The organism is Arthrobacter sp. (assembly GCF_031179985.1).
Classification (GTDB): domain Bacteria; phylum Actinomycetota; class Actinomycetes; order Actinomycetales; family Micrococcaceae; genus Arthrobacter.
On the sequence record NZ_JAPSHJ010000006.1, the window covers coordinates 1 to 22,674 of the forward strand.

The 22,674-nt window shown below is 63.1% G+C and carries 16 protein-coding genes; 5 read left to right on the forward strand and 11 right to left on the reverse strand.

Translation table 11 applies throughout. The annotated features are described in order from the left end of the window. Positions 1-49: 49 nt before the first annotated feature. The 4 genes from RIN13_RS04295 to RIN13_RS04310 all read right to left on the reverse strand — a co-directional run bounded on the left by RIN13_RS04295 (position 50) and on the right by RIN13_RS04310 (position 3,226). Entirely contained in the window at positions 50-355 is a 306-nt protein-coding gene (locus tag RIN13_RS04295; protein WP_309106102.1) for a DUF1905 domain-containing protein, read from the reverse strand. 3 nt (positions 356-358) lie between these two features. Further along, the gene (gene yidC, locus RIN13_RS04300) at positions 359-1,330 is read right to left on the reverse strand and encodes a membrane protein insertase YidC (RefSeq protein WP_309106103.1); all 972 of its coding nucleotides are present in this window, start codon (positions 1,328-1,330) and stop codon (positions 359-361) included. 318 nt (positions 1,331-1,648) lie between these two features. Next, positions 1,649-1,948, reverse strand: coding sequence for a sigma factor (locus RIN13_RS04305; protein ID WP_309106104.1), 300 nt, complete (start codon positions 1,946-1,948; stop codon positions 1,649-1,651). A 150-nt stretch (positions 1,949-2,098) separates the two neighbouring features. Next, positions 2,099-3,226 (reverse strand): glycosyltransferase, encoded by a 1,128-nt coding sequence (locus RIN13_RS04310; protein WP_309106105.1) that lies wholly within the window; start codon positions 3,224-3,226, stop codon positions 2,099-2,101. A 104-nt stretch (positions 3,227-3,330) separates the two neighbouring features. Here RIN13_RS04310 and RIN13_RS04315 point away from each other — a divergent pair, with 104 nt between their 5' ends. Both RIN13_RS04315 and RIN13_RS04320 read left to right on the forward strand, forming a co-directional pair. Further along, a complete protein-coding gene (locus RIN13_RS04315; RefSeq protein WP_309106106.1) occupies positions 3,331-3,726 on the forward strand; it encodes a hypothetical protein in 396 nt (131 codons plus the stop codon). A gap of 513 nt (positions 3,727-4,239) precedes the next feature. After that, entirely contained in the window at positions 4,240-8,514 is a 4,275-nt protein-coding gene (locus RIN13_RS04320; RefSeq protein WP_309106107.1) for a hypothetical protein, read from the forward strand. A gap of 165 nt (positions 8,515-8,679) precedes the next feature. On the opposite strand, the gene RIN13_RS04325 is transcribed toward RIN13_RS04320, so the two are convergent. Beyond that, the gene (locus tag RIN13_RS04325) at positions 8,680-9,189 is read right to left on the reverse strand and encodes a DUF2231 domain-containing protein (protein ID WP_309106108.1); all 510 of its coding nucleotides are present in this window, start codon (positions 9,187-9,189) and stop codon (positions 8,680-8,682) included. A 174-nt stretch (positions 9,190-9,363) separates the two neighbouring features. Between RIN13_RS04325 and RIN13_RS04330 the strand changes: the two genes are divergently transcribed. Beyond that, positions 9,364-11,010 carry an alkaline phosphatase D family protein gene (locus tag RIN13_RS04330; RefSeq protein ID WP_309106109.1) on the forward strand — a complete coding sequence of 549 codons (1,647 nt, stop codon included), beginning with the start codon at positions 9,364-9,366 and terminating at the stop codon, positions 11,008-11,010. Between the two features lie 128 nt (positions 11,011-11,138). On the opposite strand, the gene RIN13_RS04335 is transcribed toward RIN13_RS04330, so the two are convergent. Together RIN13_RS04335 and RIN13_RS04340 are read right to left on the reverse strand one after the other, a co-directional pair. Continuing rightward, positions 11,139-12,332, reverse strand: coding sequence for a serine hydrolase domain-containing protein (locus tag RIN13_RS04335; protein WP_309106110.1), 1,194 nt, complete (start codon positions 12,330-12,332; stop codon positions 11,139-11,141). A 226-nt stretch (positions 12,333-12,558) separates the two neighbouring features. Then, positions 12,559-13,452, reverse strand: coding sequence for a glucose 1-dehydrogenase (locus tag RIN13_RS04340; RefSeq protein WP_309106111.1), 894 nt, complete (start codon positions 13,450-13,452; stop codon positions 12,559-12,561). A 419-nt stretch (positions 13,453-13,871) separates the two neighbouring features. Between RIN13_RS04340 and RIN13_RS04345 the strand changes: the two genes are divergently transcribed. After that, a complete protein-coding gene (locus RIN13_RS04345) occupies positions 13,872-14,765 on the forward strand; it encodes an alpha/beta fold hydrolase (RefSeq protein ID WP_309106112.1) in 894 nt (297 codons plus the stop codon). A gap of 124 nt (positions 14,766-14,889) precedes the next feature. After that, on the forward strand, positions 14,890-15,741 hold the full coding sequence (locus tag RIN13_RS04350) for an SDR family NAD(P)-dependent oxidoreductase (RefSeq protein ID WP_309106113.1): 852 nt from the start codon (positions 14,890-14,892) through the stop codon (positions 15,739-15,741). A gap of 179 nt (positions 15,742-15,920) precedes the next feature. On the opposite strand, the gene RIN13_RS04355 is transcribed toward RIN13_RS04350, so the two are convergent. From RIN13_RS04355 to RIN13_RS04370, 4 genes are all read right to left on the reverse strand, one after another. Further along, positions 15,921-18,083, reverse strand: coding sequence for an EAL domain-containing protein (locus tag RIN13_RS04355; protein WP_309106114.1), 2,163 nt, complete (start codon positions 18,081-18,083; stop codon positions 15,921-15,923). 140 nt (positions 18,084-18,223) lie between these two features. Continuing rightward, positions 18,224-19,978: an EAL domain-containing protein gene (locus RIN13_RS04360; protein ID WP_309106115.1), complete on the reverse strand. Its 1,755-nt coding sequence runs from the start codon at positions 19,976-19,978 to the stop codon at positions 18,224-18,226. Positions 19,979-20,057: 79 nt separating this feature from the next. After that, positions 20,058-21,407, reverse strand: coding sequence for a UDP-glucose/GDP-mannose dehydrogenase family protein (locus RIN13_RS04365; RefSeq protein ID WP_309106116.1), 1,350 nt, complete (start codon positions 21,405-21,407; stop codon positions 20,058-20,060). Beyond that, entirely contained in the window at positions 21,404-22,555 is a 1,152-nt protein-coding gene (locus RIN13_RS04370; RefSeq protein WP_309106117.1) for a glycosyltransferase family 1 protein, read from the reverse strand. Before RIN13_RS04370 ends, RIN13_RS04365 begins: the two co-directional genes overlap by 4 nt. Positions 22,556-22,674 lie beyond the last annotated feature (119 nt).

The window sequence follows — 22,674 nt, forward strand, 5'->3', positions numbered from 1 at the left end:
CATTGACCGGCCCTGCTTTTGTTTAACCCCAATGTTCCACGACGGCGCCTCAGGCGTCGGGCAGCAGGGAAAGTTCGACGTCGACCTCATCTCCGGCGCGGATCCCCGCCGCCGTCCTGACCGCCTTTTTGACCGGAAGCAGATACGAGCTGGTCTTGGCGTCCGGGAAAACCGAGGTGGACCAGCGGTGCCCGGCGATAGAGGCGCTGACCCTCACGGAACCGAAGCCCTTACGGAAGGGCGCTGAGTCCTCCCTGAGCTGCTCCGCCAGGTCCTGAGGAAGCGTGACGAAATGCCACCCGGCTTCTTCGGGAAGATGCCACAGCTCGCCGCGAAACTCGTATGACGCACTCACGCTTTACTTCTTCTTCCTCTTCTTCCGGTGCGGCTGGACGCGCTGGCCCTTGGCATGCGCGATGGCAGCTGCGGTGGCGGCCTCCGGGTGGGAGTCTTTTTTGCCTCCGGGGTTGGGCGCGGGCGGAAGTCCCTTGGCCGCACGACGCTCCGCGAGGGCCTTGGCGGCAGGGGATCCCGGCGTCGGCATCCGGCGGATCACGAAGAACTGCTGCCCCATGGTCCAGAGGTTGGTGGTGGTCCAGTAGATCAGCACGCCGATGGGGAAGTTGATGCCACCCACACCGAACACGATCGGCAGGATGTAGAGCAGCATTTTCTGCTGCCGCATGAACGGGCTGGCCATGGCCTCTTCGGACATGTTCTTGGCCATGATCTGTTTCTGCGTGATGAACTGTGTGGCCGTCATCGCCAGGATCATCACGATGGTCAGGACCATCACAGCTGTGGGGTTGCCCTCGGGATTGTGGAGCAGCGTGGCAGTCAGGGGCGCGCCAAAGATCGTGGAGGCATCGAATTGAGCCACCTGCTCCGGGCTCATCGCCCCGATGCCCTCGCCGGCTTGCTGGGCAGGGCTGATGCCGGCGAGCACCGTGAAGAGCGCGAAGAAGAACGGCATCTGGATCAGGAGGGGGAGGCAAGCGGAGAAGGGGTTAGTGCCGTGTGTCTTGTACAGGGCCATCTGCTCCTGGGCCATGGCCTGGCGGGAGAGCTGGTCCTTTTTGCCCTTGTACTTGTCCTGCAGCTTTTTGAGGTCGGGTTGCAGGAGCTGCATTCCGCGCTGGGCTTTGATCTGCTTGACGAACACCGGGATGAGGGCCGCACGGATCACCAGCACCAGCCCGATGATGGACAACGTCCACGTCCAGCCGCTGGCCGGTGGCATTCCGATGCTGCTCAGGCCCTCGTGGAAGCCGACCATAATGATGGACACCAGCCACTGGAACGGAAACATGATTGTTTCAAACAGGTCCATACGTTATCCCTAATCGTTAGGCCGCAGGCGGCCGACGGAAGGCGTCATAACGTGAGCCTAGCCCAGCAGCGTTCGGCATGGTTGGACTCGGGCCCGGGGGAGTGGCGGGTGGTTGTCAGAAATCCCGCCGCGGCGCCGCCGGAACCTCCCAGGCCAGCGACGTGTCAGCTGGAAAAGAGAGCTTCAGCGACGTCATCATCCGTTTGAGCGCGCCGTACTCCACTGATTTCACATAGCGTCCGGCGTCCTCAACTGACGGGAAGGAACGGGAGTAGGTGCTTCGCGGAGACGGTCCGGACCCATTTGGTGGTCCGAGCTTCAGCACGTCGCCTGCTGCCTGGCCTGGTGCAGAGCGAATTCCCGCAGTCGCAGCTGGAGTTCCTGCCGCCTCTTCCGGCCTCTGTATTCATTTCCCAGCACATTCCTGGCGATCCCAAGAAGCCAAGGGACCGCCGAACCCTCAAGCCTGTCGTGCCGGTTCCACACGATCCGGAAGACGTCGGCGGTCAGCTCCTGTGCAGTGTCCCGGTCTCCGATGCGGCGCAGAATGTAGTGGTAGACGTGGCTAAAATGCGCTCTGTACAGCGCCTCAAACTCCGTTTCCCGTTCCAACAGCATCGGACTGCCCCGTAACCCTGAGACTTGTCTGCCGGAATGCGTCCGGCTTACTCAATATTTCCGGACAACCCCGGATCCTTACAGGCTTGCTGAAATTCCTCCACGTTTTTTGGCCGAGATGCGTTTGCTTCCCGTTGGCGGGCGCGGAACCTAGCAAGCGATCTCCTCGAGGAACAGTGCGCCGGTGCGGGCGCCGTCTGCCCTCCGGAGCCGCCGCCCGATCGTCGCGGCACCAAGATGCAGGCTCGCCGAGTCCGCGGCAGTGCGGAGTGCGCTCGCGATCTCCTCCGCAGACGCCGAAGGCTTGATCAACAGCCCAGCCCCGGCATCCTGCACCGCCTGGCCCACCATCCGCTGATCGAGCAGGGGATGCATCGGGGCGATCACCAGAGGCAGGTTATGCGCCAGAGCCAGCATGGTGGTGGCGTGCCCGCCATGTCCGAGCACCGCAACGCACTCCGGCATGACCTCCCGGTGTGGAAGATAAGCGTGCGCGGTGACGTTTGGCGGTGCCCAGATTCTGGCGGCGTTGATTGCCGGTCCGGTTGTCAGGATCACCTCAAGGGGCAGGTCGGCCACCGCGTCCAGCGCCTTCTGCATAAACGCGTCCTGCCCGTTGAAAGCAGTGGTGCTCAGGCTAACCAGCACACGCGGTGTGGAACCGGAGGCGGGAGCAGGTGCCGGGCGTTCGACGTCGACCACTGCTCCGCACCAGACAACCCTCCCATTCTGGTCGCCTGCGCCCTTCCTGCCCGGGCGTCCGGCCGGATCAAGCCGCCGGTCCGCGCACACCAGGATCCGGTTGGCCCGGCTCATCACCCGGCGCGGGCCCAACCCCTTCAGTGCCAGCGCGGCCGTGATGGGTGTCCGGCGGAACGGGCCGTCGAAAAATGCATAGAAGCTGTGAACCAGGGCCACTGTGAACAGCCCGGCCTTGGCGGCGGCATCCAGGGCGCCCAGCAGCAGGCAGTCCACGACCACCACGTCAGCCCGTTCCCTCCGGGCTTCCTCCACCACGTCCCGGGCAATGCCGGCGTCGGTAAACACAGACACCAGCATGGAGATCTGATGCAGCGTGGGCATCTGCTCCGCCAACGCCATCCTCGGGGAATGGCTATACGGCTGGAATTCCGCACCCGATGCTTTAATCGCGGTCTCCTGCCGGGGATGGCCCAGGAAACGAACCCGGTGACCAAGGCTCACCAGTTCGCCGGCGATGCCGACGGCGGGCGGCAGGTTCCCGCCGGCGTCGAGCGTTGCGAAGAGGAAGGTAGACACTGCATCCTCCTGGCGTCAGGAACGGCACATCCGGTGGGCTGGATTCTAGTCCTCCGTGCGCTTCCTGGGCAGGGCTCTGCAAAATCGGCGGATATGATCGAATCATGCCCGGACCCGTAGAAGTTCTTGGACCCATCCTGGAACTGATGACCTGGGTGGGCTTCATCCCCGGTATCCCGCTGCTGATCGCCGGCTGGGTGCTGGCGAGACGCCGCTGCCCGTGGACTGTGACTACCGCGGAGGTTGTCGAAGCCGGAGGGTTCAAGGGCTTCCGCTGGTCCGACGGGGACAACGCCTCCCACCTTTCCCTTCTCACCGCGGAGGAAACGAAGGGCCTTGAAACGGGCACCGAAGTGGCGCTCCATTACGACGTGTGCCACCCCGGCAGATGGAGCCTCGGCCCGCACCGGCCCGACAACACCGTCATGACCATCGGATGGATACTGACCGCGACCGGGATGGTCTGCACCCTGGGCGGGTTCGTTCTGCTGATGTTCTGACATTCCTGAAGATAAACAAAGTAAGAATGTCGAGCGAGTGAATTCTTGGCGTAGTTTCCCTTGTGCGTATCGGGCAAATCGTATTCACCTTTGCGTAAATAAAACCGGTCGGTCGGAACGTTAGAGGGCCCTGAGGAACGGTTAGCAGGCAAGGGACCGTCCCTACTCAAAGCCTGGGTGACCGAGCACTGGGCGCACGAGCCCTGCCCAACCGCCTTGGGATGAAGCTTTGTTAGGACAAAGTTGCGTCTATTATAAGCAGCCTTATTTTCCCTAAAGTGCTAAGTATCCTTACATTAGCGTCTCGGTTGTTAGCGTTAATCAAGATAATTGACATGGAACTTTTTGCATCTACTATTCATACATGGGGGGGAGCAAATTCCAGCGCGTTCAGCTGCGAATGATGTGATCCAAAGAACCATTGGGGTCGAGTTGTACCCTGATCCAACCGTCAGGTGGTAGTAGTTGAACCTTTTACGCAAGTCGCTGAGTTTTGGGAAGTTCCGAGGTGGTGTGCCCCGTGCGGACGGTCCTCCCAAGGGGACAGGAAAGCAGCGCGGACTCTCGGCCGGTGTGGTGACGGTTATTTCGGCTTTGACTCTGGCGTTACTTCCGGCGGGTGCAGCGAATGCAGCTCCGGTATATGAGCTAACGGCTGCCTGGGAGGCTGGAACTCCCGCCTCAGTCACTTCTGGAGATGTCGTTACCGGCATCTGGCGGTTGAATGTCAATGACGACGCCGCCGCTCCATCGAATGCCCCGGTCGAGAACGTCACTTTCACGGCGACAGTTGCCAATGGGCGGTTCGATGCCGTTCCAACCCTGTGTCTGACCACCGGTGTCACCCCCGTCTCATCCATCTCGGCCGACGGCACTACACTTACCTGCAACCTGGGAACCCTTAACCAGGGCACGGCCGTCGTGATCCAAACGCCCGTTGTGGCGGATGGCCCCACAGGCAGCCAGATCACGGCGGCAGGCGCCGTCGAAGGCCAGACTGCCAACTTGAGCCCCATCAACATTGTCAACACCTTCGGGATGGACATGCGCTGGGGGGTTGGCACACCGAACTTCATTCTGGGCAGCGGCTACTACGAGATGGACTTCAACTGGACGCTGAGCAAGGACAAAGGCAGCGACCCCGGGCCGGCCTCTGTCACCTATGACCTGACGATCACTTCCGCACCGGCCAGCGAAATCCAGCTTGCACCCCAGGGCTGCACCCCATACTCGATCCCAGGGGTAGCAGACGGTCACCCGTGGTCCGGCGGCAGCCACCCGGCCAATCAAATGACCACATCCCCGACGTGCTCCATCGTCCAGACCGGGCCCAATACTTTTCAGCTCACGGTCAGTGCAATCAACTACGAACCGACGAATCCGCCCACCCTTGACTCAGCCGGAAACCGGCTGCCCGTCGACCAGGTCGTTCTGACGTCCGGCTCGGTATGGGTGCGTGTGCTCACTGCTGCGTCCGGTTCTGCCCAGTTGGCCTCCAACGCTCCCACCTACACTTCTGTCACCGGGGCGACCGCCCAGGACGATCCGTCGAACAACACCGAATCGAAGGCCTGGACGACTCCGGGTCTCTACTCATCCGGCTGGGGCCGTGGCTGGACCGGCAGCGGCGGTACCAACTGGGATACGACATATCAGGTCTCGGCCGGGACTCAGATAGCTCAGTTCATGGACACTGGCATGCAAAAGTTCGGCGACCGGCCTGATGACCGGATGGTTGGCATGTGCGCCCCGCTTGACACCAAGTATGTGACGTTCGACAGTACGATCCCCCCAGCGGGAGTGAGCGGATTTGTGGTGGAGTACTACACCGGCGCCGACGTCACACTGGACCCAGCCAGTGCCTCGTACGATCCGAACTCGTTTGACTGCTCAGGAACCGCGGGATGGTCGACCAGCGCACCGGCCGACCTGACACAGGTCAGAGGCGTCCGCTACACGATCACCCAGGGCCAGCTCGAACAGTACTCAAGCATGGCGCACATCAGCCCGGTAGTCGTTGTGACGATCAAGCCCGAGACGCCCGTCGGAACAGACATCTGGTCTTTCTCCGACGTCATACTGGATGCTCCGCTAAACAATTGGTTCAACACGAGCGCTGGTGCCTGTGGTAACCCCGCTCCGGGCACGCGTTACGCCTGCACGAATGGGTTCCGTGACCTGGTGCGCGTCATCAGCGCATCACCGGCAATCAGCAAGTCCGTTGATCGGAGCGTGGTGAGCCCGGGTGCCCCGGCGACCTACACGCTCACGTATTCGGCGAACGGTGCAGGTGCTATCCCGGCGACTGTGGATGGCTACCAGATCGTGGACACCCTCCCGTCGGGCGTGACCTATGTTGCCGGATCAGCCACTCCGGAACCCGTTGTGACCACCAATGGTTCCGGACAGCAGGTGCTGACCTGGACGCTGAACGGGGTGGGCACGAATGCCGATCACGCCCTGACCTACCAGGCTGTTGCTGACAGCACGGTCACGCCGGGGCAGACGCTCACGAACTCTGCAACCGCCTCCCTTGGCGGCATCACGACCCTGCCGGCAACGGCGCAGGTGACCGTCGCAACGAACGGGTACACCTCGATTGGTAAGACTGCCGATGAGGCATTCATTCCGAACGTCAACGGCGACGGCGTTGGCGCCGGCTCGTGGACTGTGACGGTGAAGTCTTTCGACCCGTTGCCGCAGGCCTTCACTGACACCATCGACATCCTGCCCTATAACGGTGACGGGCGCGGCACCTCCTACAGCGGCTCCTACGCGCTGACCGGGGTTACTGCGGTTGGAGGGTCAACGGTGTACTACACCACAGCTGATCCGGCAACGCTGAGCGATGACCCTGCCGGTGCAGGAAACGGCACTGCCGGAAACGTCACTGGCAACACCGTCGGATGGACCACAACCCAGCCGGCGAACCCGACCGCCGTTCGCGTGATCGGCCCGGAACTGGCACCTGGTGCAACCCAGGCCTTCACTGTTGCCATCGAGACCACCGGCGTCACCGGCGGGGACGTTCTGGTGAACCGGGCCCAGGGCCGGGCTGAGCACACTGAACTGGTGATGCGCACGTCCGCGTCAATCACGGTCGCTAACTACTACTCCGCATCCCTGAAGAAGGAAGTCAGGGACTCCAACGGCGAATGGCACGACGCGAACGACGCCGTGGACTATCCCACGTTCCGCACCGGCGATACGGTCCCATACCGGATCACCGTCACGAATATGGGCCAGGGCACGCTGACCAACGTTGTCGTCTCCGATGACAGGTACCCGGCGGAGGGCGGCTTCACTATTGCTTCCCTGGCTCCGGGCGCGACACAAAGCCACGAATTCGAAATCACCCTTGGTGCAGGCGTGGCGTCGACGTTTGTCAACACGGCCTCGGCAACGGCGGACACCCCTGCAGATTCGCAGGTGGCTCCGACGATCAACTCCGATTCCGCCGGTATCGAGGTAGCGAACTACACCACGGTAAAGACCTCGGACCCGGCTTCCGGGAGCACGGTTGTTGCCGGGCAGAAAGTCACCTACACGGTGACCGTGACGCAGACCGGTTCGGTTCCGGCGAACGCTGTACTCACCGATAACCTGACGGCTGTTCTGGATGACGCCACCTACAACAACGACGCCGTCGCTTCTGTGGGCACTGTCTCCGTGGTTGGTAGCGGACTGTCCTGGAACGGCACGATCCCGGTTGGTGAAACGGCAACGATCACGTACTCGGTGACGGTCAATACGCCCCCGGCGGGAGACCAGATCCTGACGAACGCCGTGACTTCCCCGGGATGTGTTCCGGTCGAGGGTCAAACCCCGGACTGCACCACCACTCACCCGGTGGGCGCCTACACGGTGGACAAGTCCGCGGATCCGGCTTCCGGTGCCACGGCCACCCCCGGTCAAAAGATCACCTACACGGTCACCGTGGCCCAGAGCGGTCCCGGAGCTTTGACAGGTGTGAGCATCAGCGATGACCTGTCAGCTGTCCTGGATGATGCCACGTTCAACAACGATGCCACCGCGTCCGCGGGAACAGTGAACGTCACCTCACCCACCCTGGCCTGGACCGGCGACCTCCCGGTCGGTGCCGTCGTCACGATCACCTACTCGGTTACGGTCGCCCCGCAGGGCACCGGCGACGGAACCATCACCAACACAATCAGCGCCGATTCAGCAGCCGGCGCAATGCTGAGAAACCGCCGAACCACGCACTATGTTTCGGACCTGACCGTGACCAAGAGCGTTGATCCGGCATCGGGCACTACGGTGTCTGCGGGTAAGCAACTCACGTACACGCTGACGTTCAAGAACACCGGAACCGGCCCGTTCGCCGTGGACTACACCGACCTGATCGCCGGTGTGCTCGACGACGCTGACGTGACCACGGCCCCCGTATCCTCGGACCCGGCCCTGGCCGCCTCAGCGATCGCGAACGGCGCGTTCACCATCACCGGTGAACTTGCCGCGGACCGGACTGTGACAGTGACCTACACAGTTCAGGTCAAGGCAGACGGAGCCCGCGGAGACAACACGCTGGCCAACTTCTTGTTCAAGACCGGCGGCCAACCAGCAGCGGCATGTGGAACGGGCGATCCTCTCTGCACCACTAACCCGATCAGCACACCGGCCGCGCCGGCACCGTTGGCAAACACCGGAGCCACCGTCACCGGCGCAGCGCTGCTTGCACTCCTCGCACTGCTCACCGGCACCGTTCTGGTAACCATCCGGCGGCGCCAGGCAACACCAACAGAGGAAGGGGCAACCCCGACAATCTAAAACTTCGGTTCACCACTGCCCCCGATATAGCGGTGACCGGAAGCTGCTCTGATAAGAAGCAGCCGTAACAACAGATGCAGGCTCCCCCTGAGACAGGGAGCCTGCATCTGCTTTTAACACCGGGGCATTGTCGACAGAGGTGGTGAGAGTCAAGCTGAAGGACCTTTACCCCGCCCGGCCTGCTCCGCGCCTGAGGAAGATGCCGGTGGTGAGCTTGGGAGGTGCGTCCAGGTTGGCTTCGTCGTCAACTCCGACTCCCAGCCGGCTGACGAGTTCGCCGCCCAGCCAGGCCGTTCCGGTAGCGATGACAATGGCCAGCAGTTCCAGCACGAAAGGCAAGGTGCTTGGCAGATAATCCTCATTACCTCCCCGGAGGAACCAGCTGACCGCGAAAAGCACCAGCATCACCGCGTTGCCGATTCCGTGGAGCCGGCCGACCCGTTTGGCCCGGGACTCCTTCGGTACTGCAAGGTAGTCGATGAGTCCGAAAACCGCTGCAAGAAGCCCCATCAGGACACCCGCCGCGATCATCAGGTATCCCGCGGTGGTGAAGCGCCCGTCGTTCAGCACCAGCCCGATGATGTCGAACACAACCGCGCCGGTGAGCAACCCCAGCGGGAAGACCACCAACTGCTGGTGAATTGCGTGACCTGCTGCCTTTGCCCTGCTCTCCATGTCCGCCTCCCTGGACCAATAACGTGGGAGGCGAAGACGAAAACCTGCCTCCAACTCCAAGACTAGCCTCCGTTACTTTTAGAATCCAGGGCCTTCGGGGCCTTCAGAGACTTGCTGTACTGACGTTCATGCCCCAGCCACCGGCGGTTCACTCCGGACGTCGAGGATGAACGCATGACTGTTTTCACCCGCCGAAACATCCTCAAAGGTGCCCTTGCCGCTGCCGGTGCTGCCGCCGTCGTTCCCGCTGCTGCCGGAACCGCCGCTGCGTACGCTCCCAAGCCGTCCGCCGTCGCGCTGGTCCGTAACAGGCTACTGCTTCCCTCTGGAATCGCCACCGGTGATGTCACCGCCGATTCGGGTGTCCTGTGGTCCCGCACATCGGGTCCGGGCCGCCTGGTGGCCAGCCTGCTGGCGGTCGACGACGGCGGGTCACCCCTCCGCGGTGGCCGAGCCTTCCAGCGGGTGCTGCGGGGGAGTATCGCCAGCGAAGCCACTGACTTCACATCCAAGATCAACGCCCAACAGCTGCCCAGCGGTACCCGGTTCTCGCTGAGCATGCACTTCGAGGATCCCGATGGCAACGCCGGGGAAACCGCGCAGGGCTCGTTCAGCACGGCGCCCGGATCCAACGCGAACGGCCGCGGCCTTGGCGGGATCGGCGCCGGCCGGACCAACCGCCGGCAGAGCTTCGTCTGGTCCGGTGACACTGCGGGTCAGGGCTGGGGCATCAACGAGGACATCGGCGGGATGCGCGGCTACGCGGCCATGCACGCCACGCGCCCGGACTTTTTCATCCACGCCGGCGACACCATCTACGCGGACGGCCCCATCGCCGCCCAGGTGACCGAGCCGGACGGGCAGGTCTGGCGGAACCTGGTTACCGAGGAGGTGTCCAAGGTGGCCGAGACGCTCAACGAGTTCCGCGGCCGGCACCGCTACAACCTGATGGACCGGAATGTGCGGGCCATGTACGCGGACGTTCCCGTGATCGCCCAGTGGGACGACCACGAGACCACCAACAACTGGTACCCGGGGGAGATCCTTACCGACGCCCGCTACACCGAACGCAGTGTGGATGTGCTCGCCGCGCGGGGCCGCCAGGCATGGCAGGAGTACCAGCCGATTGCGGATTTGGGCGACGGCAGCACCGGCTTCGAGCCCGCCCGCATCTACCGCAAGATCTCCCGCGGCCCACAGCTGGACATCTTCTGCCTGGACATGCGCACCTTCAAGGACCCCAACACGGACGGTAAGGAAACGCACCTCACCCACATCCTCGGCCAGGAGCAGGCGGACTGGCTCATCAAGGAAGTCAGCCGGTCCAAGGCCACCTGGAAGGTCATCTCGGCAGACCTGCCGCTCGGATTGATCGTGCCTGACGGCCCGGTGAACCAGGAGTCCCTCGCAAACCGCGACGCCGGAGCCCCCTTGGGCAAGGAGCTCGAGATCGCTGGTGTGCTGTCGGCGTTCAAGCGCAACCGGGTTAAAAACGTGGTCTGGCTGACGGCCGACGTCCATTACTGCGCTGCGCACCACTACTCGCCCGACCGTGCAGCCTTCCAGGACTTCGACCCGTTCTGGGAATTTGTGGCCGGCCCCATCAATGCCGGAACCTTCGGCCCCGGGCAATTGGACGGCACTTTCGGGCCCGAGGTGGCCTTCTTCAAAGCCGGCGCGTACGCCAACGAATCCCCGCGTAGTGGCGAGAGTCAGTACTTCGGCCATGTGGATCTGGGCGAGGACGACGTCTTCACGGTCAGCCTCCGCAACGCCAACGGTGGTGTCCTATGGAGCAAGGACCTGTATCCGGAGCGGTGAGCGCCGAGAGTCATCGCCGGCTAAGGGGCGTTGCCATACTGGTGAACAGCACTAGGGTTTCACGGTCATTTACCCCAGGTTACTGGGGTCAGTAGCTCCCGTTCCTCGCTGTGAGCGCCGTGGCGTTGTTATCCGGGAACGCTCTCTTCGCACAGTCCGTAAAGGGCCTCCAGCAGGGCTGACTCCAGTTGGTCAGTCCAGAGGTCGCGCTTGTTTTCAGCCTCCGGGTCCTCAAGCGGTGACGGCAAGGGCGGAGGAACCATCGTCATGGTTGCCTGATACCGGCCGTCAGCACTGCTGATGGCAACCGTGCGGTAGGTCAGGTAGCCGCCCCTGCCACCATATCTGTGAGCACCGGTACAGTCCCGAGACCATTTCCAAAGGCCTAAACCGATGGAGGGCTCACGGTTGGTCTTCTTCATCTCCTCCAGCGAGCCGGGCGACACCACCTTGCCCTGGAAAAGTGCTGCGAGGAAAGTATTGACGTCTGCCGTGGTGGAAACCACACCATGGGCCGGTGAACCGAGCTGGTCCGGTGTCGGTCCGCCACCCGCGCGCTCGCCCCTGATGGTGATATACCCGTGAATCATGTCGGGAGCCCCATCCAGAGCGTCATCGACAGTTGTGTGGGTCAGGCCCAGCGGCTTGATGATGTCGTCGTCGAGAACCTGGGAGTAGGGCTTGCCTCGCAGCTTCTCCAGAAGCTGGCCAAGGGCCAGGTAGTTCGAGTCTGAATAGCGGAAATTACCAACGTACTCCCACGGGAGTGTGCCGGCGATTTGAAGGCCCCTCTGCAGGCTCAGCCGCTGTTTGGTTGCGGGAAGGATGTCGTCGACGGTTTTGAACATTGCGTCCTGGTACGGGGGCATCCCTGACATGTGGCCGAGGAGTTGACGAACCGTGATCGGACGCGGGGGCTTCAGTACCGTCTTGAAGCTCTGCAGGATGTCATTTACAGGGTCATCAAGTTCAATCAGGCCATCCTCCACCAGCTTCATGACCGACACCGCGGTCATTGTTTTTGTGACGCTTGCTATAGACACCCTGTCGCCCGGCTGCGCGGGGCTCCTGGAATCCAGATCGCGAACGCCATAGGCCTTGGACCATTCACCTCCAGGCCAGCGGACCTGGGCAACGACGGCTGTCGCGCCCTTGTCGACGACGGACCGCATGGCCATATCGAGGGATTCTGCCTCTGCCGGGGGTGGAGCTGCCGGCGGCGTCGGAGTCGGGCTGGGAGTCGTGCAAGATGACAGCGAGCCGGCGAGCACCAGTGCGGTTGCCCCGATGAATGCCGGGAAGAAGCGTTTCTTGGAGGGCATGGCAACCGCCGGGAGTGGGCTCGAACTGGACGGACCGTACGACGCCGCCCCCGGTCAAGGTTCTCCCGGCGCCCTAGCCCCCGCATCACAATCTTAGGGTTCGCAACCGCACAGGTCGAGGGCCCAGAGGGACTCCGCTGACCCGCTGGGATTGGCCTTCAGAATCTGAAAGGGACGGGTCCTTCCCCCGTGCAATGAGGAAGGGCCCGTCCGGCTTCGATCACACCTAAGGCGTGGGGCTGCCGCCGTTGACGTTCAGGGTCTCGCCGATCACGAAGCTTGACTCCGGTGACGCCAGGAACACATAAGCAGGGGCGAGTTCGGCAGGTTGCCCGGCGCGGCCAAGGGGAGTGCTCTGCCCGAACTCCGGGAGCGCCTCCTTCGGCTGGCCGCTGCTCACCTGCAGTGGCGTCCAGATCGGCCCTGGAGCCACAGCGTTGACACGGATGCCCTTCGGAGCCAGCTGCTGCGCCAGGCCCTTGGTGAAGTTGTTGATGCTCGCCTTTGTGGTGGCGTAATCAAGCAGCGTGGGCGACGGGTTGTACGCCTGGACGGACGTCGTATTGATAATCGTCGAGCCCGCAGGCATGTGCGGCACCGCGGCCTTGGTCAGCCAGAACATGGCGTATACGTTGGTCTTCAGCGTGTGGTCGAACTGCTCGTCGCTGATCTCACTGATGTCTTCCTGCGCCACTTGCTTCCCCGCGTTGTTCACCAGCAGGTCCACTCCGCCAAGCTCGCGGAGGGCCGTGTCCACCAGATCGTGGCAGACCTTGGAGTCCTTGAGATCACCCGGCACCTTGACCGCCTTGCGGCCGGCCTTCTCGATCAGATTGGCGATGCGGGTTGCGTCCTCTTCCTCTTCCGGAAGGTAGGAAAGTACGACGTCGGCGCCCTCCCTTGCGAAGGCAATGGCAGTCGCTGCTCCAATGCCTGAGTCCGCACCGGTGACGATCGCCTTCCGGCCGTCGAGGCGGCCGGTGCCCCGGTAGGTGTCCTCGCCAAGATCGGCCTTCGGCTGCAGCTCGGCGTCCAGGCCGGGCTCCGGCTGGTGCTGCTTGGGCGGTTCGATGTGCTCGTAGGCGGTGACAGGGTTCTGGAACGTGTACTGATCGGTCATGGTGCTCCTCCGCAAAGAGTGGTTTGAAACACGGACTATGGCTGGAATCCAGCGTTTCGGCATGACGCTAAGCATGCTTACCTTTCCAGCGTAGCGAGAGTGCTGCGATGCCGCAAAGAGGGCAGGGCGAAGGGCCAGGGCGGTGAACGTTTGTGCAGGCGGCGTGAACGGGGCGTGCTGCGTAGCGGGACCAGCACGGTTCTACTAGCCAGTAACTTAGGGACGATGAGGCCGCAGGAGCTGTCGAAGGAGGGGTCAGCTCGCGTTCGTTTCCTGCCGCACGTTCGTGCAAGTCCTATTGAGAAAGCGACCCCATTCCCTACCATCGAAACACCCCAACCCGCGATGACGAGGCTCACACTCCCGCCCGTCCTCACTTCCACTCCGCACCAGCCGGACACTAAAACGATGAGGTTTCAATGTCGCTGTTAAAGAAGACCCAGCCCAACAAACTGCCCCTGAAGAATCCACCACTGAAGAAGATCCTGTCCCTCGTAGCAGGCCTCGTTCTGGCTGCCTCCCTGACGGCAGCCCCGGCCCAGGCTGCGGTCATCGAGATTTCCCCTCCTGGCGCCAACGACTGGTCCTGTAAACCGAGCGTCGAGCATCCCTACCCAGTCATCCTGGTTCCCGGAACGTTCGAGAGCATGGCGAAGAACTGGATCACCTTGTCGCCCTATCTCAAGAACGCCGGCTACTGCGTTTTTGCCCTCAACTACGGCGAAACGAACGGCGTCTACGCCACTGCGCCGGTGGCTGACTCAGCGAGGGAACTGGCCCCGTTCGTGGATGCCGTCCGTGCGGCAACCGGGGCCAAGAAGGTGAATCTGGTGGGCCACAGCCAGGGTGGAATGATGCCCCGTTACTACATGGGGTTCCTCGGGGGAGCGAAGTACGTCAACCAGCTCATCGGCATTGCCCCCTCCAACCACGGCACTGAGGGCGTGATCGTGCCGCCGCCGAGCTTCCTCCCGATGACGGACTCCAATGCCCTCGGCTGCGCCGCCTGTGGCGACCAACAGGCCGGCTCGGCGTTTATGCAGAAGCTGAACTCGATCGGTGACACCGTGGCGGGCCCGTCGTACACAGTGATCTCGACCAGGTACGACGAGATTGTTATCCCGTATAACAGCCAGTTCCTCGCCGGCCCGGCACGGCAGGTCACCAACATCACCATCCAGGACAAGTGCCCCGCCGACGTGTTCGAACACGACCAGACACCGAACGATCCCGTAGTCCACCAGCTGGTCAGCCACTCCCTCGGGAGGACGTCCGGACCCGCGGATCCGTCCTACCAGCCGCGCTGCCTCTGAGGATGCTGTGCCCGTTCCGCCCACCTGGTGTGAGGGTGGGCGGAACGTCAGGGGCGCCGCCGTCGTTGTACCAGCGCCAGCCCGCCCCGAACAGCCGCCCGGAAACCCCGCACAAAAGGACCACATGAGCCAGCGCACCATCGTCATCACCGGAGCCAGCGACGGCATCGGCGCAGCAGCCGCGCGGGCGCTGAGCCGGGCGGGGGAGCGGGTGGTCGTCGTCGGGCGTTCACCGGAGAAGACGCAGGCGGTGGCCAAAGAGCTCGACGCCGACTACTTCGTGAGCGAATTCGCGGACCTCTCCCAGGTGCGGGAGCTCGCCGCGGCGCTGAGGAACAACTACCCAAGGATTGACGTTCTGGCCAACAACGCCGGCGGCATCATGGGCCGGCACGAGCTCACGGTCGACGGCTACGAGAAGACCTTCCAGGTGAACCATCTCGCCCCGTTCCTGCTGACCACCCTGCTGATGGACGTGCTCACGGTCAGCCAGGCCAGTGTCATCAACACCGCAAGCGCGGCCAACGGCTTCGGCAAGCTGGACCTCGCCGACCTCGACTCCTCCCGCAACTACTCCACCAACCGCGCCTACGGCACCGGCAAGCTCGCCAACATCCTCTTCACCAGCGAACTTCACCGCCGTTTCGGCGCTCACGGAACCGCTGTGGAAGGAACCACCACAGGAATCACGACGGCGGCGTTCCACCCCGGCGTTGTGGCCACCAACTTCGCGGCCGAGTCCACCAGCCCCTTCAGGCACGCCTACAAGACGATCCTGAACCGGTTCCTTCTCTCCTCCGAGCAGGGCGCGGACACGCTCGTCTGGCTCGCCACGTCAGAGCCGGGGGAGGACTGGGTCTCGGGCGCGTACTATGCCAAGCGGGCCCTGGCGAAGGCAAACAAGCAGGCTTACGACGCGGGGCTGGCGCGTGAGCTCTGGGATCGCAGCGAGCAGATGGTCCGGCTGGATGACTAGCAGCTGAACTCAAGGGGATCTCAGGGAATGGAGAACGCGTGAAGGAGCACGTTCCGCCGATGCGATGTCACCACCTTCGGCAATCCACATGGCCGCTTCGTTCATAGCCCCTGCGGGTAGCGCAGCGATCGCACCGCGGTCCTCTTCTCCGGGAGCCGCCTGGGTGATGGCTGCGCAGGCTACGGCTTCACTCTCAGCTTGTGGATCAACTCGAATGCGTGAAGAGTCCGCAGGGTGGCCATTTCCAAGCCGGCCTCAGGCTCCGGGTGCGAGAAATAGAAGCCCTGGAGGGAATCGCACTTCAGATCCATCAGGTACGCGGCCTGCTCAGGGGTCTCGATGCCTTCGGCTGTCACCAGGAGCCCGAGGTTGTGCGCCATGTTGATCATGGAGCTGAGGATGGGCAGCTTCTCCGCCCCGGTCCGGACCATGGACACAAACGACTGATCGATCTTCACGGCGTCCACTGGAAGGTCCTGCAACCGGCCCAGTGATGAGTACCCGGTGCCGAAATCATCCAGCGCAACTTGTACACCGGCGTCGCGCAGCTGGTTCAACTGCTCCAGCACCCCGCAGTCAGCGTCGAAGAACACGCTCTCTGTGACTTCGATGACCATCTGCGCAGGATCCACGTTGCAGGAGGCAGCAACCCGGAGCACGCCTTCGGCGAAGTTCGGTTCCTGGATCTGGACGCCGGAGATGTTCACGGCAAGGGAGCGGGTACTGTCCTCGGCCAGCCAAGGGCCCATCTCGGTGCAGGCACGCCGCAGCACGAGCGCCCCGATCGCCCCGATCAAACCGCTGCGCTCCGCAAGCGGGATGAACTGCGTGGGCGGAATGATCTCGCCGTCGCGGTCCCAGCGGGCCAGCGCCTCAAACTGCACAACAGCATCAAGCCGCGGAGTCAGCACCGGCTGGTAGTTTACGTAGATATCGCCGCGGTCCACGGCCAGCCGCAGGCTCGCCTCCATATCCGTGCGCTGGACCAGGGCAGCCATCATTTCCGGCCGGAACCGCATGTAGCGGTTCTTGCCGGCAGCTTTCGCCGCGTACATGGCGACGTCGGCCTGCCGGAGCAGGTCTGATGGCTCCACCGGCTTCTCGCCCAGAGAAGCAAGCCCCAAGCTCAGGCTCGGCCGCAGCATGGTGCCGTAAAGGAAGACAGGCACGTTGAGGGAATCGACAATCCGCTCGGCCACCTCCTCAGCGTTCTCAACATCGGTCAGCAGCACCACGAACTCGTCACCGCCAAGCCTGGCCACAGTGTCGTTGGGCCTGACGCAGAAGCGGAGGCGGCGGGCCACTTCGATGAGCATCTGATCCCCGGCATGGTGCCCGAGGATGTCGTTGACCTCCTTGAAATCGTCAAGGTCAATCAACAGGACGTCCACGGAACTGCCTGCCGGATCGCGCAAGGCTTCGGTGAGCTGATCATTGAACAACTGCCGGTTCGCCAGCCCCGTCAGCGGGTCCTTGAAGGCGAGATCCTTCAATTGCGCGGCCTGTTCGGCCAGGTCATTCATGGCCTTCCTGGCCTGCTCCTGGGCCTCTCGTCTGGGCGTGACATCCCGGAAACTCCAGACGCGCCCCACAACCTCATTCGCAACTTTTTGTGGGCGGGAATACCTTTCAAAGGTCCTGCCGTCGAGGAACTCCAAAACGTCGTGGCTTTCAGCATCCGGATTCGCATAAAGCTCCTGGACTTTCCCAAGAAAACTCTCCGGATCGGAAAGCTGGTCAATCACGAACTTCATCACGGCTTCGTCGTCGTGGGTGTCCAGCAGCTCCCGGGGGATACCCCACATGGACACAAACTGATCGTTAAGACCGGCGATCTGACCGTCGCTGCTGACCACCAGGATGCCGTCCGCCGTCGACTCCAGCGTGGCGGTGAGCAGCGACATCGCTTGGCGGAGGCTGGCGTCCGTTTCCTTCCGGTGGGCCATATCGCGGACCGTGACCGTCATATAGGTTCCGGTTGAGGCTTCAAGGAGCGAACATGCCACTTCACCCGCGAACCCGCTGCCGTCAGCACGCAGGCCGTATGCCTCGAAAGGCTGCAGGGGAGTATCCGGCGAACTTCGCCGGAGGGCGTCGAACACTTTGAGGAATCCATGGCGGAAGTCATCCGCCAGCAGTATGCGGTGATCTGCGCCAATGAGTTCAGCCCGTGAACGCCCGAACATGCGCTCAGCTGCCGAATTCACCAAACTGATGGAGCCGTCCGCGGACAGGACGAGAACTGCGTCCGGAGTGGACTCCAGCACAGAGCGGTAGTCAATCCCCGCAATGGGAATTACCTCACCGCTGGTGTCGGCACCACGGCGTGAAAACGGTTCCATAGAGCCCTTTTTTTGAGACCGAGACTTATTCATAATGCGCCTTCCCCCAAGCACATCATAAGGCGCAAAGGTCAATTATCAATGGCGGCTAATCAATTCTGCGTTCCATTTCTTTGGCTGCTCGTCCGGCCGTTCCAGCCTCACCGCCGGCCGCCGACCCGCAGCCCCCGCACAGACTCCATGGCCGTCTCTGCCCGCGTCATGGCCATGTCCAATCTGTTGTCAGAGACGGGGCGCGAGAAGAGATAACCCTGCAGGAAATCACAGCCCAGGTCCATCAGGTACTCGGCCTGTGCAGGAGTCTCGATGCCCTCAGCAGTGACAGACAGGTTCAGGGCGTGCGCCATGGTGACCATGGAACTGAGCAGTGGAAGTTTCTCCGCGCCGGTCCGCACCATGGAGACGAAACTGCCATCGATTTTCACTGAATCCACCGGCAGATCCTGCAGCCGTCCCAGTGATGAATAACCCGTGCCGAAATCATCAAGTGCCACCCGCATCCGTTCCCGCCGGAGGTGCTTCAGCTGGTCGATCACCTGCGAACCGGGATCGAGGAAAACACTCTCTGTTACCTCGAGCACCAGCTGCCCCGGATCAACCTTGCAGGAGGAAGCGATGCGCAGCGCGACGTCGGCGAAATCCCGCTCGTGCAGCTGGCCGCCGGACACGTTGAAGCTGAGGGAACGGGATTTGTCCTCGGCAAGCCAAGGCTGCAGCTCAACGCAGGCGCGCGCCATCACACTGTTGCCAAGATCGCTGATCAGCCCGCTGCGCTCCGCCATGGGTATGAACTGCCCCGGAGGAATGAATTCGCCGTCGCGCTCCCAACGGGCCAACGCCTCCAGCTGGACTTCCCGCCCTGAACCGGTGGCAACGACCGGCTGGTACTGCACCTTCACTTCGCCGTGAAGCACCGCGACGCGGAGCCTGGCTTCCATGTCATTGCGCTGGGCCAGGACCTGAAGCATTTCGGGCCGGAACCGCACGTACCGGTTTTTGCCCCCGGCCTTGGCTGCATACATTGCCACATCCGCCTGCCGCAGCAGGTCCGAGGGCTCCATGGTGGTTTCACTCATGGACGCGAGGCCCAGGGAGAGGCTCGGTTTCAGGTGCGCCCCGCCGATGTTCACCGGAACATTCAGCGTTTCCATGATGCGTTCCGCTACGGCGGCCGGATCCGCGACGTTGGTCAGGAGCACCACAAATTCGTCCCCGCCAAGCCGCCCCACGGTGTCATTGGGCCGGACGCAGGAACGCAGCCGGCGGGCAGTTTCGATCAGCATCTGATCTCCCGCCTGGTGGCCGTGGATGTCGTTGACCTCCTTGAAGTCGTCCAGGTCCAGCAAGATGACGTCGACGGCGGTGTGACGTGGCCGCCGCATGGCCTGCGCCAGCTGGTCGTTGAACAACTGCCGGTTGGCGAGCCCCGTCAGCTGATCCTGGAACGCCATGGCCCGCAGCTGGGAGGCCTCCTCTGCCAGCGCGTTGCCCACCTTCCGGTACGTGGCATCCCGGACGGACACGGCCAGCGACGGCGCCGCATTTCCGGACGGAGTCGGCTGTTGTGGTGCCGGCAGGAGTGAGCAGATGATTTCGGCCGGGAACTCGGAGCCGTCGCCCCGCAGGCATACCGGCTCGATGGGCGGACTCCCGAGAACAGGATCGGGGCTTTTCCGCAGGACGTCGTATTCCCAGACGATGGCTTCAAGGAACCCGTCGGCGAGCAGAATCCGGTGGTCCGACCCCACCAGCTCTTCCCTGGTTCGACCAAACAGGCGCTCCGCCGCCGAGTTGGCCCGGCAGATGGTGCCGTCACGGCCTAGAATCAGCAGCGCATCCGGGCTGAAATCGAGCTCTGAAGCAGCGGACTTATCCTCCTGGGCATCCGACATCATCCAATAGAAACAAGGTATTCGGTACTAAATCGAGCCATCTTGTTTTCCTCCCCCTTGTGGAAATCATAGGGGGCAGAGACTAAAGCGCAAGGGAAGAGCTCCGCAGCCCCGCATTCCTCCCCAAGCCGCGAAGCGTCCACCCTTCCGCCTGCCACAACCCGGCATCCAGGACGTTGCGCGCATCCAGCACCACCCGGCGTCGTACAAGCTTCCCGGCGGCGGCGGGCGACAGCCTGCGGTATTCCTCCCATTCCGTGAGCAGCAGGACCAGCTCGGCGTCATCGAGCGCAGCCTCGAGGGAACGCTCGAAACGCAGCTGCGGGTAGCGCATCCAGGAGTTGTTGATGGCCTTCGGGTCGGTAACGGTCACGTGGGCTCCGGCAGCCGCGAGCTGCAAGGCCACGTCAAGGGCGGGGGAGTCACGGACGTCGTCCGTGTCAGGTTTGAAAGCGGCGCCCAGGACCGTGACGGTCCGGCCCGACAGGTGGCCGCCGCACAGCTCGCGGGCGATCTCCACAGTACGGGCGCGCTGGCCTACATTGACGGCATCCACCAGCCCCATCCACTCGTCCACAGAGTCCACGCCCAGCCTTGCAGCCTGCGTCCTGAAACTGCGGATGTCCTTGGGGAGGCAGCCGCCGCCGAAGCCCAGCCCGGCGTGCAGGTAACGGCCGCCGATCCGCGGATCCATGCCCATCGCCTCACTGAGCTCGTTGACGTCCGCGCCGGAGGCATCACACAGCTCGCCCATGGCGTTGATGAAGCTGACCTTGGTGGCCAGGTACGCGTTCGACGCCGACTTGATGAGTTCCGCCGTCGCGTAGTTGCAGACAAGCCGCGGAATCCCGGCGCAGAGGAGGGGTTCGTACACGGTGTCCAGTGCAGCCGTCACGCCCCGGCCCTCCACAGACTTCTTTCCGCCGGGCACGCCATAGACCAGCCTGTCCGGCACCAGCGAATCCTTCACCGCCGTTCCTTGCCTCAGGAATTCCGGGTTCCAGCCGAGGAGCACGTCAGGGCGACCGGACAGGATGCTGCCAAGCATGTCGACGGTGCCTACGGGAACGGTTGATTTACCGACGACGACGGCGCGCCGGGCCAGATGGGGGAGCAGCGCCTCTGTGGCGGCGAGCAGATAGCTGAGGTCGGCGTCGCCGGAGGTTTTGGACTGTGGCGTACCCACGCAGAGGAAATGGACCTGGGCGTCGGCGGCGTCCGCGAAGTCGGTGGAAAACCTCAGCCTGCCCGTGGTGAGCCCGTGCTGCAGAAGTTCGTCCAGGCCTGGTTCGTAGAACGGTGCGAGGCCGCGTCCCAGGTGATCAACTTTTGAGGCGTCGACGTCGATTCCCACCACGCTGTGGCCCATAGAGGCCAGCGTGGCGGCGTGGACAGCGCCAAGGTAGCCGCAGCCGATTACGGAGATATTCATGCCGGGTTCCCTACTGTCGGAGTGGTTGCAGTGTTCTGCTCGGCCATGACCTGCCTATAGTGGCCCACAAGCTCAGCACTGAGCGCGGGCCACGTCCTGCCTTGGACCGAAGCGCGGGCTGCCGCTGCAAAGGCGCGGCGCTTGGCGTCGTCGCCCGTCAGGTCCACCACACGGTCCCGCAGCTCGGCAAGGTTTCCCGGCTCATAGAGCCAGCCGGTGCGGGAGTTTTCCACCAGGTCCAGGGGCCCACCGCGGCCGGTAGCCACCACCGGCACTTCCGAGGCCATTGCTTCCTGGATGGTCTGGCAGAAGGTTTCCAGTTCGCCGGGATGAACGAAAAGATCAAAGGAAGCCACCACTCGTGCCAGCTCTTCGCCGCCGAGGAAACCTGTGAACAGGGCCTGGGGGAGGGTGGCTTCGAGGGTTTCGCGCTGCGGACCGTCGCCGACGATCACCAGCCTCGTGCCCGGGATATCGGCAAGGACGGCAAGGTCCTCCACCTGCTTTTCGACTGCCAACCGCCCCACGTAGCCGATGATCCGCTGACCGCCGGGTGCCACCGAAGCCCGCCAGCCGTCGTCAAGCTTTTCCGGGCTGAACCGCGCGGTATCCACACCGCGCCGCCACAAATCCACCCGCGGAATCCCGCGCCCGCGCAACTGGTTCAGCGCGAAAGTGGAAGGCACCAGCGTCCTGCTGGCGAGGAGATGGATGTTCTCCACCCGGTTCCAGGCCCAGTTCTCCATAAACGGCACGCCGTAGCGGGCGGCGTAGCTGGGGACCTCAGTTTGGTAGATGGCCACTGACGGGATGCCGAGCTGGTGTGCAGCCTGGGCTGCCCGCCACCCCAGGACAAAAGGAGAGGCGAGGTGGACGACGTCGGGCGCGTAATCGGCAAGGATTCGCTTGACCCGATTCACACCTCCCAGCGCCACCCGCACGTTCGTGTACCCGGCCAGCGGCACTGAGGGAAGCCTGTGGACGTAGGCGCCGTGGACAACATCGAGGACTTCCGCGTCCTGAGTTGACGGCGCAATGACCAGCACGTCGTCGCCCCGTTCCTGCAGATGCTCCAGCACCCGCAGGATGGAGTGTGTAACCCCGTTCATCAGCGGCAGGAATGATTCGGCAACAATTGCGATCCTCACCCCTCAACCGTGCTGGCGGCGGCTTACCCTGCGGGGGAGGGAGCGTGTCGGCGAGGGGAAGATTGGGTTAACAGGATCTGCTGCCGACCGGAATGTGTGACTTTTAGGGCTGTGCCCGG